The sequence below is a fragment of the Frigoribacterium sp. CFBP 13605 genome, from assembly GCF_014839405.1.
GTDB lineage: Bacteria > Actinomycetota > Actinomycetes > Actinomycetales > Microbacteriaceae > Frigoribacterium.
This window is the reverse complement of sequence record NZ_JACYNS010000071.1, coordinates 1-13,457: the sequence shown is the minus strand read 5'-3', so window position 1 is coordinate 13,457 and position 13,457 is coordinate 1. Positions and strand designations below refer to the sequence as shown.

General features: G+C 72.9%; 19 protein-coding genes. 8 read left to right on the top strand and 11 right to left on the bottom strand.

Features of this window, described 5'->3' with window-relative positions:
- Positions 1 to 217 precede the first annotated feature (217 nt).
- Positions 218 to 1,264: a helix-turn-helix transcriptional regulator gene (locus tag IFT36_RS12040; RefSeq protein ID WP_200413246.1), complete on the top strand. Its 1,047-nt coding sequence runs from the start codon at positions 218 to 220 to the stop codon at positions 1,262 to 1,264.
- 109 nt (positions 1,265 to 1,373) lie between these two features.
- Here IFT36_RS12040 and IFT36_RS12035 read toward each other — a convergent pair whose 3' ends face one another.
- The 6 genes from IFT36_RS12035 to IFT36_RS12010 form a co-directional block, all read right to left on the bottom strand.
- Positions 1,374 to 1,811 (bottom strand): VOC family protein, encoded by a 438-nt coding sequence (locus IFT36_RS12035; protein ID WP_200413245.1) that lies wholly within the window; start codon positions 1,809 to 1,811, stop codon positions 1,374 to 1,376.
- Positions 1,812 to 1,893: 82 nt separating this feature from the next.
- A complete protein-coding gene (locus tag IFT36_RS12030) occupies positions 1,894 to 2,193 on the bottom strand; it encodes a DUF1905 domain-containing protein (RefSeq protein ID WP_056046945.1) in 300 nt (99 codons plus the stop codon).
- A 9-nt stretch (positions 2,194 to 2,202) separates the two neighbouring features.
- On the bottom strand, positions 2,203 to 3,222 hold the full coding sequence (locus tag IFT36_RS12025; protein ID WP_157485387.1) for a sensor histidine kinase: 1,020 nt from the start codon (positions 3,220 to 3,222) through the stop codon (positions 2,203 to 2,205).
- 83 nt (positions 3,223 to 3,305) lie between these two features.
- Positions 3,306 to 3,977 (bottom strand): response regulator transcription factor, encoded by a 672-nt coding sequence (locus IFT36_RS12020; RefSeq protein ID WP_056046949.1) that lies wholly within the window; start codon positions 3,975 to 3,977, stop codon positions 3,306 to 3,308.
- Positions 3,964 to 4,593: a DedA family protein gene (locus IFT36_RS12015; RefSeq protein WP_056046951.1), complete on the bottom strand. Its 630-nt coding sequence runs from the start codon at positions 4,591 to 4,593 to the stop codon at positions 3,964 to 3,966. The genes IFT36_RS12020 and IFT36_RS12015 overlap by 14 nt, the downstream gene beginning before the upstream one ends.
- A complete protein-coding gene (locus IFT36_RS12010; protein ID WP_157485389.1) occupies positions 4,590 to 5,399 on the bottom strand; it encodes a phosphatase PAP2 family protein in 810 nt (269 codons plus the stop codon). The genes IFT36_RS12015 and IFT36_RS12010 overlap by 4 nt, the downstream gene beginning before the upstream one ends.
- Before the next feature lie 119 nt (positions 5,400 to 5,518).
- Between IFT36_RS12010 and IFT36_RS12005 the strand changes: the two genes are divergently transcribed.
- Genes IFT36_RS12005 through IFT36_RS11995 form a run of 3 tightly spaced genes read left to right on the top strand, consistent with a single transcriptional unit; the run spans position 5,519 to position 7,156 of the window.
- Complete coding sequence (locus IFT36_RS12005; protein ID WP_043595662.1) at positions 5,519 to 6,322, top strand: COG4705 family protein; 804 nt, start codon at positions 5,519 to 5,521, stop codon at positions 6,320 to 6,322.
- A 47-nt stretch (positions 6,323 to 6,369) separates the two neighbouring features.
- Positions 6,370 to 6,867, top strand: coding sequence for a DUF2231 domain-containing protein (locus IFT36_RS12000; protein ID WP_043595663.1), 498 nt, complete (start codon positions 6,370 to 6,372; stop codon positions 6,865 to 6,867).
- A gap of 1 nt (position 6,868) precedes the next feature.
- A complete protein-coding gene (locus tag IFT36_RS11995; protein ID WP_200413244.1) occupies positions 6,869 to 7,156 on the top strand; it encodes a rhodanese-like domain-containing protein in 288 nt (95 codons plus the stop codon).
- On the opposite strand, the gene IFT36_RS11990 is transcribed toward IFT36_RS11995, so the two are convergent.
- Both IFT36_RS11990 and IFT36_RS11985 read right to left on the bottom strand, forming a co-directional pair.
- Positions 7,147 to 8,211, bottom strand: a complete 1,065-nt coding sequence (locus tag IFT36_RS11990) for a cation diffusion facilitator family transporter (protein ID WP_200413243.1) — start codon at positions 8,209 to 8,211, stop codon at positions 7,147 to 7,149. The genes IFT36_RS11995 and IFT36_RS11990 overlap by 10 nt on opposite strands.
- 1 nt (position 8,212) lies before the next feature.
- The gene (locus tag IFT36_RS11985; RefSeq protein WP_056046956.1) at positions 8,213 to 8,566 is read right to left on the bottom strand and encodes an ArsR/SmtB family transcription factor; all 354 of its coding nucleotides are present in this window, start codon (positions 8,564 to 8,566) and stop codon (positions 8,213 to 8,215) included.
- 53 nt (positions 8,567 to 8,619) lie between these two features.
- Between IFT36_RS11985 and IFT36_RS11980 the strand changes: the two genes are divergently transcribed.
- The gene (locus tag IFT36_RS11980) at positions 8,620 to 9,216 is read left to right on the top strand and encodes a GrpB family protein (protein WP_200413242.1); all 597 of its coding nucleotides are present in this window, start codon (positions 8,620 to 8,622) and stop codon (positions 9,214 to 9,216) included.
- A 17-nt stretch (positions 9,217 to 9,233) separates the two neighbouring features.
- On the opposite strand, the gene IFT36_RS11975 is transcribed toward IFT36_RS11980, so the two are convergent.
- Complete coding sequence (locus IFT36_RS11975; RefSeq protein WP_200413241.1) at positions 9,234 to 10,076, bottom strand: helix-turn-helix transcriptional regulator; 843 nt, start codon at positions 10,074 to 10,076, stop codon at positions 9,234 to 9,236.
- 102 nt (positions 10,077 to 10,178) lie between these two features.
- Here IFT36_RS11975 and IFT36_RS11970 point away from each other — a divergent pair, with 102 nt between their 5' ends.
- Positions 10,179 to 10,859, top strand: a complete 681-nt coding sequence (locus tag IFT36_RS11970; protein WP_200413240.1) for an SDR family NAD(P)-dependent oxidoreductase — start codon at positions 10,179 to 10,181, stop codon at positions 10,857 to 10,859.
- Positions 10,860 to 10,935: 76 nt separating this feature from the next.
- Here the strand turns inward: IFT36_RS11970 and IFT36_RS11965 are convergent, their stop codons facing one another.
- Positions 10,936 to 11,619 carry a cation diffusion facilitator family transporter gene (locus IFT36_RS11965; protein WP_200413239.1) on the bottom strand — a complete coding sequence of 228 codons (684 nt, stop codon included), beginning with the start codon at positions 11,617 to 11,619 and terminating at the stop codon, positions 10,936 to 10,938.
- Positions 11,616 to 11,969: a Cd(II)/Pb(II)-sensing metalloregulatory transcriptional regulator CmtR gene (gene cmtR / locus IFT36_RS11960; RefSeq protein WP_159825897.1), complete on the bottom strand. Its 354-nt coding sequence runs from the start codon at positions 11,967 to 11,969 to the stop codon at positions 11,616 to 11,618. Before cmtR ends, IFT36_RS11965 begins: the two co-directional genes overlap by 4 nt.
- A 123-nt stretch (positions 11,970 to 12,092) precedes the next feature.
- Between cmtR and IFT36_RS11955 the strand changes: the two genes are divergently transcribed.
- Positions 12,093 to 12,833: a ZIP family metal transporter gene (locus tag IFT36_RS11955; RefSeq protein WP_123570692.1), complete on the top strand. Its 741-nt coding sequence runs from the start codon at positions 12,093 to 12,095 to the stop codon at positions 12,831 to 12,833.
- A gap of 95 nt (positions 12,834 to 12,928) precedes the next feature.
- Positions 12,929 to 13,399, top strand: coding sequence for a MarR family transcriptional regulator (locus IFT36_RS11950; protein WP_056046983.1), 471 nt, complete (start codon positions 12,929 to 12,931; stop codon positions 13,397 to 13,399).
- Positions 13,400 to 13,457 lie beyond the last annotated feature (58 nt).

Sequence of the window (13,457 nt, the reverse complement as noted above, 5' to 3'; positions counted from 1 at the left end):
GGCGCGCTCGGCCGACCCGGCCGGCCCCACCCCGCCGGCCCGGCCCGCCCGCCGGTCGCCGACCCGTCCTCTGGGGGTACCTCGAGCCCCGTCCCCGCGTCCCGCGGCACCGAAGACCGGGAGAGTCCGACGAATTCGTGACGTTTCGCCCTCGGGCCACGTCTCCATCGTGTGCCGCCCACGGCGGCGCCGCAGGACCACGGATCGAGAGGACCCCATGCCGAGCTTCTACGTCAGCGCGCCCGACGGAGAACCGGAACCCACCGGCGGGGTCTCCGCGCACCCCGTCGACCTCGCGGGCGGCGGCGACGACGGGGGCGGGTCGACCTACCGGCGCGTCCAGGACGGCGGCACCGACCTCCGCGAGGCGACCCGCCGCCTCGAGACGCACTACCGGGGCCGACGGTTCCGGTCCCAGTCGGGAGGCAGCCCGTTCGAGTACTCGTACGTGCTCGCCGGCGACGAACGCCTCGTCATGCAGACCTCGTCGTTCAGTGCACCGATGCAGGGCGAGATCCCCTTCCCGGGGCAGTACATCGTCGCGTGGAACCGCAGCGGACGCACCACCCTGCACCAGCGCGGCCACACGTTCACGAGCGAGGGCTCCACGCCGTTCCTCATGCCGGCCGAGGAGGCCTTCTCGTTCGAGTCGACCCCGCGGAGGAACGGCATGGTGCAGGTCGGCAGCGACTTCCTCGAACGGACCGCCGCCGAACGCCACGGCGGACCGTCACAGCGCGTCGTGTTCGACTACGCGGTCACCCCTCGCCCCGAGGCGGTCGCGGCCTGGCGGACCGCCGTCGGATCGAGCGCCGCGGCCGTCGTGGCCGAGCAGGCGTCACCGCTCGTGCGACTCGAGGCCCAGCTCACCCTCGCCCGGGCCATGCTCGACCTGTTCCCGTGGCGCGCCGTCGACGTGCCCGTCGGCCTGCGCACACAGGAGGCCGCCCGCGTCCGGCACGCGGTCGAGTACATCCACGCCCACGCGGCCGAGCCGCTCACCCCGGCCGACATCGCCGAGGCGTCGGGCATGCACACCCGCACCCTGCAGACGTCGATGAAGGAACACCTCGGCACGTCACCGGCGGCGTACCTGCGCCAGGTGCGCCTCGACCGCGTTCACGACGAACTGCTCGCGGCGGCCCCGAACGAGACCCGCGTCTCGGACGTCGCCCGACGCTGGGGCTTCGGCAACTTCGGCCGGTTCGCGGGGTCGTACGCCGCGCGCTTCGACGAGTACCCCCGCGACACGCTCGCCCGCTAGCGACGCCCCGCGCGGCCCCGCCCCGCCCCGCCCCGAGGAGGCGGTTGGTCGAGTGGGCAGAAATCGTCCCTCCCGGTCGCACGAAGGACGTTTTCTGCCCACTCGATCGTCAGGCGCCCTGCTGCTGGGCGTAGGCCTCGGGGCCCTGTTCAGCCGCCGACGGGTCCATCCAGCCGAACTCGAGGATGTTGCCGTCCGGGTCGGTCAGCTGGCGCTGGTACATGAAGCCGTAGTCCGACGCGGGGCGCGCCTCCGTGCCTCCGGCGCCGAGGCCGGCGGTGACCGTCGTGTCGACCTCGTCACGGGAGTCGAGCATGACGGCGGTGGCGACCGAGGGGGCCGTGGTGGGATCACCGATGGGCAGGTCGGTGAAGGTCTGGAAGTACTCACGCCGGAGGATCATGAACGCGCTGTGGTCCTCCTCCACGATCACGCACGCGGCGTTCTCGTCCGTGAAGAGCGGGTTGATGGTGAACCCGAGGGCCGCGTAGAACGACTTCGCCCGGTCGAGGTCGGTCACGGGCAGGTTGACGAACATCATGGCCACGGGGTTCTCCTTCGAACGGTCCACGGGTGGTGACGCACAGCGTGGCCCCGCCCGTGTCGGCCGTCAAGACCTCGGCGGCAGCTCAGAAGTCGAGCAGGCGCACCGTGACGCCCACGGTGTCGCCGACGCCGAGGCCCTCGGCGTCGCGCACGGCCCGCTTCACGGGCAGGGCGTAGGCGTTCTCGTCGCCGAGGGGGAAGACCGACGTGGTGAACGTCGACGAGCCGACCCGCGCCTCCACGCGGACGGAACCCCAGCCGCGCAGCAGGTCGCCGGCCACCATCAGGACGTGGTCCTCGACGTCGGGCGGCAGGCTGACGAAGGTGTAGAAGGCTCGCCGGCTCTCCCACCGCCACAGGTCGGCGTCGAAGTGGAATTCCATCCGGCCTGTCTACTCCCGACCCATGCGGCCCGACGCCCGCGGCAGCGTGACCTCGATCGTCGTGCCCGCGCCCGACGTCGTCACGACCCGGACCTCGCCGCCGTGGCGGTGGGCGATCTCGCGGACGAGGGCGAGACCGATGCCGAAGCTCGGACGCACCGGGGCCGAGGTCTGGCCCGACGGCGACTCGGCCCGGGCGAAGCGGTCGAAGACGCGCGCGGGGTCGATCCCGATGATGCCGAGCCCCTGGTCGGCGACCGTGATCACCACGCTCGCCGCCTCGCCCCGGCCCTCGACCCGGACGGTCGTCACGACCACCGACCCCACGGGCGCATGGCCGAGGGCGTTGTCGACCAGGGCGAGGACCGACCGTCGCAGGCTCGTCCGCGGCACTGCGACCCGCGCCTCCTCGCCGCCGGGGACCAGCTCGAGACGGACGTCACGCTGGTCGGCCAGCACGGCCAGGGACGAGAGGACCTCGGCCACCACGGCGTCCACGCCGACGGCCCCGAGGACGTCCCCGGGGTGGTCCTCGCCCCCGGCGGCCTCCAGCAGGTCGCCGACGATGTCGATCAGGGCCCGGGAGTCGTCCCGGAGGTGCGCGACGTCCGACGCGACCTTCTCGTCCGCCGACACCGCGCCTCCGGAGATCCCGCGTTCGAGGGCCTGGAGGCGCGCGTCGAGGACGGCCAGCGGGGTGCGCAACTCGTGGCTCGCGTCGGCGACGAACCGACGCTGCAGGCGCAGGGCGTCGCCGAGCGGTCGGACGGCCCGCCGCGCGATGACGACGCTCACGACCCCGGCGAAGACGACGCCGGCGAGCCCGAGCACGACCAGGCCGGCCACCACGTCGGTGGCGCTCACGAAGACCTCGCCGCGCCGCGCCGCCGCGACCTGCTCGAGTCGCTCGGTCGGCACCGTCTGGTGCAGTACCCACGCGATCGTCAGCGTGAGAGCGGCCACGACCACCACGGCGGAGACGAGCACGATCTGACGACCGACCGACCGAGCCGCCGCCTGGAGCGCCACCGCGTCGGGGTCCGGCCGCCGCACGCTCGGGGTGGCGCCGGGGCGACGTCGACCGCGCCCCGCTGCTCGGCGGGATCGCGCGGTCACAGCGCCCCGATCCGGTAACCGCGCCCGCGCACGGTCAACACGACGTCGCGATCGATCTTGCGCCGGAGGTAGCTGACGTAGGTGTCGACGGTGCCGAGCTGTTCACCGCGGGGGAAGACCGCCGCCAACAGCTCGGACCGGTCGAAGGTGTGGTCGGGCCGCTCGGCGAGCGCGGCCAGCAGGCCGGCCTCGCGGTCGCTCAGCACCACCCGGCTCGACCACGGCGTGACCACGATGCGGCTCTCGGGGAAGAACCGGCCGGCACCGACGTCGAGCCACGCCTCGTGGGCGGCGAAGGACCGGGTGAGGGCGCGCAGCCGCGCGAACAGCTCGTCGAACTCGAACGGCTTCACGAGGTAGTCGTCGGCTCCGAGGTCGAGGCCCTCGACCCGGTCGGCCGTCGAGCCGAGCGCGGTGAGCATCAGCACGGGCGTGGTGACGTGTTCGCGACGCAGGGCCGCGACGAGCGCGGTGCCGTCGAGTCCGGGCAGGCGTCGGTCGACGACCAGCACGGCGTGGACGCCGGTGCGGGCCGCGTCGAGCCCCCGACGACCGTCGGCGACGAGGTCGACTCGCCACGCCTCGGCGAGCACGTCGGCGACGATCGGCCCCAGCGCGGGGTCGTCCTCGACCAGCAGGAGGCGCGGGCGCGGATCAGGATCGGTCACCCAGGGCCTCCTTCCGCCGTCGTGTCCCCGCCGATCGTCGCACAGCGGTGAGCACGAGGGGCAGCACCGACACCGCGACGAGCGCGATCGCGAGCAGGTCGATGTGGTCGGCGACGAACGGCAGGCCGCCGAGGAGCGAGCCGAGCACGGTCATGCCCGCGGCCCAGAGGAACGCCCCGGCGAGGTTCCACACGACGAAGCGGCGGTACGGGTAGCCGCTGGTCCCGGCCGCGAGCGGCACGAACGTGCGCACCACCGGGACGAAGCGGCCGAGCACGAGCGCCGGGCCGCCGTGCCGCGCGAAGAACGCCTCGGCCCGCTCGAGGTGTGCCGTCTTGAGCACCCGCGCGTCGGGCCGGAACCACCGTCGACCGAAGCGGTGACCGAGGAAGAACCCGACCTGGTCACCCGCCGCGGCGGCCACGAAGGCGCAGAGGGCGATCACCGCGACGCTCAGCCCGAGGCCCTGGTGCAGCAGCCCCGCCGTGACGAGCAGGGAGTCGCCGGGCAGGAAGGGGAAGAGCAGGCCGGACTCGACGAACACCATGAGGGACAGCCCGCCCAGGGCCCAGGGGCCGAGGGCGGTGAGCAGCGTCTGCGGGTCGAAGAGGGTCATGGGGCGTTCCGTTCGGTGTCGGGTGCCGTCAGGGCACCGGGTGGTGTGGTGGCAGGTCGGTCGAGTCGGTCGAGTCGGTCGAGTCGGTCGACGATCCGTCGCCAGAGGGGCAGGGCGAGGGCGACGACCGAGCAGCCGAGCACCACCGACGCGATCGTGTCGGTGGGGTAGTGCACGCCGATCCAGACGCGGGAGGCCGCCACCAGGACGACGCCGAGCGCGGCCACGACGGCGACCGGCTGCCACCCCCGCCGTCCGTTCCGTCCTCTCACGACGAGCACGATCGCCAGGGCGAGGCCGGTCGCCAGCGCGGTGTGGCCGCTGGGGAACGAGAACGAGTGCGGTTCGACCAGCAGGGGGTCGACGAGGAGGCGCGGGTCGGGTCGGTCGCGTCCGACGACCAGCTTGACGGTCTCGGCCGCAGCCCACGGCAGCACCGAGACGCCGACGACGGTCAGCGCCTCCGCTGCCCGCCGGGTCGTCACCCCCACGGCGACGGCCAACAGCAGGACGAGCGCCACCCCGAGCTGCGGCCCGAGCAGCCGGTCGATCAGCAGCGCCGCCCCGTCGAGCAGGGGCGAGTGCATCCGGCCGACGCGCTCGACGACGTCGAGGTCGGCCGCCCCCACTCCCCCGGCGCCCGACGTGATGAGCAGACCTCCCAGGACGACCGCCACGACGCCCGCCCCACCCGCCGCCGCGATCCCGACGTCGCGGCGGACCGGCCGACGGTCGGGACGAGGGTCAGGAGGCGCGGGTCGTCCACCCCGGGACGTCACCGGGGGCCTTCCGTCGAGTGCGGTCATGGTCCGAGGGTCGCCGCATCCCTCCCAGAAACCGCCCAGCGGCGGGTTCGAGCCGACCCGCGCCTCCTCGATCGGGCGTCTGGGCGGTTTCTGGGACAGACCCCGCGAGGGTCTCCTCCATGACGACACGAGCCGAACGCACCGAGCCGGCGATCCGCCGACCCGCGTCGCTGCTGAACAAGGTCCCCGAGGTCACCACGGCCTTCTGGGTGGTCAAGGTGCTCTGCACCACGGTGGGCGAGACGTTCGCCGACTTCCTGAACGACGGTCTCGGCCTCGGCCTCACGGTCACCAGCGTGGTCATGACGGCGCTGCTCGTCGTCGCGCTCGTGCTGCAGGTGCGGAGGCGGCGGTACGTGCCCTGGGTCTACTGGCTCACGGTGGTGCTCATCAGCGTCGTGGGGACGCTGCTGACCGACACCCTGACCGACTCGCTCGGGGTGAGCCTCTGGACCTCGACCATCGTCTTCTCCGTCGCGCTCGCCGTGCTGTTCGGCGTCTGGTACTCGGTCGAGCGGACGCTGTCGGTGCACGACATCACGACTCGTCGCCGGGAAGGCTTCTACTGGGCGACCATCCTGGTCACCTTCGCGCTCGGAACCGCCGTCGGCGACCTCCTGGGCGAGCAGCTCGCCCTCGGGTACCTGCCGTCGGTGTTCGTCTTCGCGGGGGTCATCGCCCTCGTCGCCCTGGCCCACCGTTTCCTCGGCCTCGGCGCGGTCGTCGCCTTCTGGTCGGCCTACGTGCTCACCCGGCCGTTGGGCGCGTCCCTCGGCGACCTCCTCTCGCAAGACCGGTCCGACGGAGGACTCGGGCTGGGTCCGACGGCGACGAGCCTCGTCTTCCTCGTGGCGATCGCCGGGGTGGTGGGAGCGATGACCGTGTCGGCCCGGCGCGAGGTCTCGACCGCACGCCACGCCTGACCCCTCACCTACCCCACCCGCACCGACCCGACCAGAAGAGAGACGCCATGGACTGGCAACTGAACGGACTCCCCCTCCACCCGCTGATCGTTCACCTCGTCACGGTCGCCTTCCCGACGGCCTCGCTGCTGATCGTGGCCGGTGCCGTGTCGTCGCGGCTGCGCCGACGACTGGGCGTCATCACACCGCTCGTCGCCCTCCTGTCGCTCGTCGCGGTGCCACTCGCGACATCGTCGGGCGAATCGCTCGAGGCGAGGGTCGGGCACAGCGCCCTGCTCGAGGCGCACACGCAGCTCGGCGACACGCTGTTGCCTTGGGCGATCGCGGTGTTCGTCGCCGCCGTGGCGCAGTGGGCGTGGCAGCACTACGTGCTGACCCCGGACGCCAAGCGACCGCATCCCACCCTGAAGAAGGGCACGCGCACGATCGTCGGGGTCGCGCTCACCGTGGCGGTCGCCGTCGCCGCGATCGGCGGCATCGTCACGACGGTGCGCATCGGCGATTCGGGCGCGAAGGCGGTCTGGTCGGATTCGAGCGAGGGCTGAGATGGAGCAGATCACCGTCGACCGGTTGGCCGCCCTCACGACACCGCTGGTGATCGATGTGAGAGCCGCCGAGGGCCACGTCCCCGGGGCGCTCAACCTCCACCCCTCGCAACTGGCGGATCGACTCGACGAGATGCCGCACGAGACCGCTGTCTACCTGATCTGCCAGAGCGGCGCACGGAGCTCCCGGGCGGCCGAGGCCCTGTCAGCTCGAGGGATCACCGCCGTCGACGTGATCGGCGGCACCACGGCCTGGGTCGCGGCAGGGCTGCCGCTCGATCAGTCCTGAGGGGCGAGCCCGGCGACCGGCGCCGGGGTGATCGTGAAGGCGTCGAGGTTCGGGAGCGCACCGCGGACGCGCAGGCCCGCTTGGTCGGCGATCCGCGACGCGTCGACCAGGTCGTGCGTGTCGACCTGGACGGTCGCCGACCCCGTCAGCCGGTGGCCGATCCACCGCAGGCGGAGGTCGCGCACGGCGACGACCCCCTCGGTGTGTTCGAGTGCGTGCTCGGCCCGGTCGAGCAGGTCGGGGTCGACGGCGTCCATCAGGCGGGCCCCGACGGACTTCATGGTGCCCCACAGCAGGACCATGATCGACACGGCGATCAGCAGGCCGATGATCGGGTCCGCGAGGGGGAAGCCGAGCAGCACCCCGACGGCGCCCAGCACGACCGACAGCGATGTGAACCCGTCGAGACGAGCGTGCACCCCGTCTGCCACCAGGGCGGCCGAGCCGATCCGGCGACCGACTCGGATGCGGTAGATCGCGACCACCTCGTTGCCGGCGAAACCGACGAGGCCGGCCAGGACGAGCAACCAGGGCGCCTGGACGGGCTGCGGGTGGACGAGACGGTCGATCGCCTCCCACCCGGCGACCACGGCCGAGAGGGCCACGACGATGACGATGAACAGACCGGCGAGGTCCTCGGCGCGTCCGAAGCCGAAGGTGTGACGGCGGGTGGCGACCCGCCGGCCGAGGACGAACGCGATCCAGAGAGGCACCGCTGTCAGCGCGTCGGCGAAGTTGTGGATCGTGTCGGCCAGCAGGGCGACCGACCCGGTGGCCACGACGAGGACGGCCTGCACCACCGTCGTCGCGAGCAGGACGAACAAGCTGATCTTGACCGCCCGGACACCCGCCGTCGACGCCTCGAGGGCGTCGTCGACGGAATCGGCGGAGTCGTGCGTGTGCGGGACGAACAGGTCGTAGAGCCAGGCCTTCACCCGGCCGTTCGGGTGCCCGTGCTCGTACCCGGGCTCGTGCCCGTGCCCGTGCCCGCGCCCGTACCCGTGCTCGTGCTCGTGCTCGTGCTCGCGGTCGTGGTCGTGCCCGTACCCGACCACCTCACTGCCCCCCTGCGTGGTGCGGTGCGTTGCCGACGACGTGCTCTGCCTGCCTCACGGCGTCGCTGACGAGCGCGGACGCGTGCTCGTCGGTCAGACGGTAGAAGGCGGTCGTCCCCTCACGGCGCGGCTGCACCATGCGGGCGAGGCGAAGCTTGGCCAGGTGTTGCGACACCGCCGCCGGGCTCTTGTCGACGATGTCGGCGAGGTGGTTCACCGACAGCTCTTCGGCGTTCCGAAGCGCCAGGATGATGCGGATGCGGGTCGCGTCGGCGAGCATCGAGAACACCTCGACGGCGAGTTCGACGTACTCGGAATCCGGGTCGAGTCCGCAAACCTTCTTATCTACGTGCATGCGCAGATACTAGTACGACGTCGACCGGTTCCGTCGTCTGGCAGGATCTCCTGATGCCCACCAAGCGGACCCCCCGCCGACCCGACGTCACGACCACCGAGATCGTGGGCGGCGCCGAGGCCGTCCACGTCTCGTTGCACGAGTACGACGAGCGCTGGCCTGCCGCGTTCGCCGAGCACCGACGCCGCATCGTCGAGGCCCTCGCGCCGTCGGGCATAGGGGTCGACGTCGAGCACATCGGCTCGACGTCGGTGCCCGGTCTCGCGGCGAAGCCGATCGTCGACGTCGTGGTCGCGGTGCCCGACATCACCGCCGAGGAGGACTACCTCGACCCGCTGCTCGCCGCGGGCTACGAGCTGCGGGTGCGCGAGCCGGGGCACCGACTCGTGCGGACGCCGGAGCGCAGCGTCCACGTGCACGTCTACGAGCAGGGTGCCGACGCGATCGCCGGGTACCTGCTGCTGCGCGACCACCTGCGCACCGACGCCGCCGACCGCGAGCTGTACGCCGGCGTCAAGCGGGCCCTGCTCGACCGCCGCTGGGACGACATGAACGACTACGCCGACGCCAAGACCGAGGTCGTCACGGCCATCAACGCGCGGGCTCGCGCCGCCCGGGACGCAGCCCGCGAGGCAGCCCGCGAGGGCTGACCCGGGCGGGCACGGCCTCAGCCGGCCGAGGTCGCCGCCATCGACTGCAGCCCGGTGACGCGCAGCAGGTCGAGTCGCGCCTCGTCGTCGGACCCCGGCGCGACCGTGTAGACGACGATCCTCAGGTCGCCGGGCGCGGTCAGCACGTCGCAGTCGATCGCGATCGGGCCGACCGGGGTGCCCGTCACGGTCTTGCGACTGGCCCGGTGCTCGGCGACCTTGGCCTCGGCCCAGCGGCGTGCGAACTCGGGCGACGCCTCGAGCAGGCGCGACACGAGGTGGCCGAGCGAGGGGTCCGACGGATAGCGCCCCACAGCAGCCCGCAGGTCGGCGGCGAGGTCGCTCGCGAAGTCCTCCTCGTGCCGGGCGTCGAACTCGGTGCCCTCGTGGCCCGACGTGAAGTGACGCCAGACGAGGTTGCGCTCGAGCCCGACGAGGCGCGACGGGTCGCCGTTCACCGCGGCCCAGAGGGGGTTCCAGAGCAGGATGTCGTGGGTCGCCGAGAAGACGGCCAGCGGCACGTCGCCGAGCCGGTCGACGATGCGCTGCACGCCGGGCCCCACGTGGCGCGGGACGATCCCGGCCGACGGAGGCGCGGCGCCGGCCGAGCGGTAGAGGTGGTCGCGTTCGTCGTCGCTCAGGCGCAGGGCGACCGCCAGGGCGCGGAGCATCTGCGGGGACGGGTTGGTCGCCCGACCCTGCTCGAGGCGGACGACGTAGTCGACGCTCACCCCGGCGAGCGCCGCCAGCTCTTCGCGGCGGAGACCCGTCGTACGGCGCCCCGCCCCCGCGGGCAGCCCCACGTCGGCCGGGCCGACCCGGTCACGCCACGACCGCAACACGTCCGCGAACTCGCTCATGCAGCCATCCTCCCCCGGCCCGGTCGCCCGAGGGTGGTACCGGCAGTCCTCCCGTCGTGCGGGGCCTGGGTGCCGAGGCGGGGCCGGGCGCAGCATGGACCCATGACCACCACACTCATCACCGGGGCCAACAAGAGCCTCGGACTCGAGACCGCCCACCGCCTGATCGAGGCGGGCCACACCGTGTACGCCGGCATGCGCGACCTCGACTCGGGTGACGCCGTCCGGGCCCTCGGCGCCCACGCCGTGCAGCTCGACGTCACCGACCAGGCCGGCGTCGACGCGGCGCTCGCCTCCCTGCCCGAGCTCGACGTCCTCGTCAACAACGCGGGCGTCCTCGGGTCGTCGTTCGGCGTCGACGACCTCACCCCCGAGACGATGCAGGAGGTGCTCGACGTGAACGTCGTCGGGCTCGTCCGCGTCACCCAGGCCGCGATGCCCCTGCTGCGCCGCTCCGACCGTCCCGTGATCGTCAACGTCGCGTCGGGCGTCGGTTGGCCGCGCTGGCTGAGCACCGAGGGCCACGACGAGTACCCCGTCGCCGCGGTGCCCTACGCGTCCTCGAAGGCGGCCGTGATCGCCCTGACCGTGCAGTACGCCAAGAACCTGCCGACCTTCCGCGTGAACGTCAGCGACCCCGGCTACACCGCCACCGACTTCAACGGGCACGGCGGCCACCAGACGGTGACCGAGGGCACGGACGCCACCGTCGCCCTCGCCCTGCTCGGGCCCGACGGCCCGACCGGCGAGTTCCACGACCGCCGGGGCCGCATCGACTACTGAGCGGCGACCGCAGGAGGCGCGGTGCGAGTCCTCGGGACCGGCACCGCGCCTCCTGCGCGTCCGGTGGGCCGGCCGTTCAGCAGCAGTCGCAGGCCTGGGCTCCGCGTTCGCCCGTGAGGGCCGAGACGGGTGTCGTGCAGGCCTCGCCGCGCCAGGCCTCGACCCCCTCACGGACGGCGAAGACGACGATGACGAGTCCTGCGACGGGGTCCGCCCAGGTCCACCCGAAGGCGAGGTTGAGCACCAGGCCGAGCAGGACGGCGGCCGAGAGGTAGCTGCAGATGAGGGTCTGCTTGGAGTCGGCGACGGCGGAGGCCGAGCCGAGCTCGGTGCCGGTTCGTCGCTCGACGAGGCTGAGGAACGGCATGACCGCCAGGCTGACGGCGGCCAGCACGATGCCGACCGGGGAGTGGTCGGGTTCGCGGGCGCCGGCCAGGGCGAGGACCGCGTCCACGCCGACGTAGGCGGCGAGACCGAAGAACGAGAGGGCGATCACGCGGAGGGCGAGCCGTTCGCGCCTCTCGGGGTCGGGGGCCGCGAACTGCCAGGCGACCGCGGCGGCCGAGAGCACCTCGACGACGGAGTCGAGGCCGAAGCCGATCAACGCGGTCGAGGACGCGACCGTGCCCGCGGCGATCGCGACGATCGCCTCGACCACGTTGTAGCCGATCGTGATCGCCACGACGAGACGGATGCGCCGCTGCAGCAGGAGGCGACGGGCCGGGGCGATCGGCGCGGGCGACAGTGCGGCGGAGGTCATGCACCGCCCCCGCAGCAGAACGGCACGTCGCACGAGTCGTCCGGACACGGCAGACCGTCGTCGACCGCGAGGACCACCTCGACGAGGGCGGTCAGTGCTCGGGTCAGGTGGACGTCGGCGATCTCGTACCGGGTGGATCGCCCCTCGGGGGCGGCCACGACGAGACCGCACCCGCGGAGGCATGCGAGGTGGTTCGACACGTTCGACCTGGTCAGGCCGAGTTCCGTCGCGAGGACGCCGGGGTAGCCGGGGCCCTCGAGCAGGGTCAGCAGGATGCGTGAGCGGGTCGGGTCGGCCATCGCCCGCCCCAGGCGGTTCATCACGTCGACGCGGGACGAAAGGGTCAGCATGTGCTGACCATACAGCACTTGCTGACCGGTCAGGGCGCCCGGGGCACACGTCCATCCCCCGCGGGTCCGGTCCTCGGGACCGGCACCGCGCCTCCTGCGCACGGAAGGACTAGACACGTCCTCGTGCCCTCACCGCTCCTCCTCGCCTCTCTCGCCGGCCTGCTCTCGGGCCTCTCCCTGGTCGTCGGGGCGGCGGTGTCGTGGTTCGTCAGGGTGCCCCGCGAGGTGGTCGCCCTCGTCATGGCGTTCGGTGCCGGCGTCCTGATCTCCGCACTCTCGTTCGACCTCGTCGACGAGGCCACGAGCAGCGGCGGGCTGCTCCCGACCCTCGGCGGGTTCCTGGCGGGCGCCGTCGTCTACGTCGTCCTGGACCAGCTGCTCGAGCACGGCGGGTTCCGGCGCAAGCACCACCGTCGCGGGTCGGCCGGCTCGGGCACCGGCCTGGGCATCGCCCTCGGCGCCCTGCTCGACGGCGTCCCCGAGACCGCCGTCCAGGGCGTCAGCCTGACGGGCGGCGGGTCCCTCAGCATCGCCGTGCTGGTGGCCGTGGTGATCTCGAACTTCCCCGAGGGCATGTCGAGCACGGCCGACCTCAAGTCGTCGGGCCGGTCGGCCGGGTACGTCTTCGGCCTCTGGTCGGGCATCGCCGTGGTGTGCGCCCTGTCCGCGCTCGGCGGGTACGCCCTCCTGGGCGGGGTGCCCGAGGGCGGACAGTCGTTCGTCATGGCGTTCGCCGCCGGGGCGATCCTCGCGATGATCTGCGACACGATGATCCCCGAGGCCTTCCGCAAGACGCAGACGCTCACGGGACTCGTGACGGTGCTGGGCTTCGTCGCGAGCTACGTCGTGCACCAGGTCGCCTGAGCGGGTCGCCTGAGTGGGTCGTCGCGCCCCGAACTGGGTCATCCGTTCTGCGCAACGGTGCCGACACCGGGGGCGATGCTCGGTACCCTGCTGTCGTGAGCCCCGACCTTCCCGCCACTCCGGAGAACCACCCGGAGTCCGTCCGGCGCCTCGCCGCGACGCTGCAGACCCTGGACGAGGCCCACCGCCGCTACCGGCTCCACGCCGCGAAGGTCTTCGGGATGGGCCACACCGAGCTGGCGGCCCTGCTCGCCGTCGCCGACGCCCCGGGGCTCACCCCGGGAGCACTCGCCCAACAGCTGCTGCTGAGCACGGGGGCGACGACGGCCGTGGTCGACCGGCTCGAGAAGTCGGGGCAGGTCACGCGCAGCCGTCACCCGGGCGACCGCCGCAGCCTCTTCCTCCACCTGACCACGCAGGGCGAGGACACCACGACCACCCTGCGCGAGGCGTACCAGTACGTCCTCTCGACCACGGGCACGGACGAGACGATCGCCGAGGCCCTCCCCCAGCTCGACAGCATCGCCGCCGCGCTCGACGCCGCCGCCCGCGAATCCGCGTCCTGACCCGGGCCGGCCGGTGCCGGACTCGGGCGCCCGGTCGCGCCGCGCCTCCTCGCGCCGC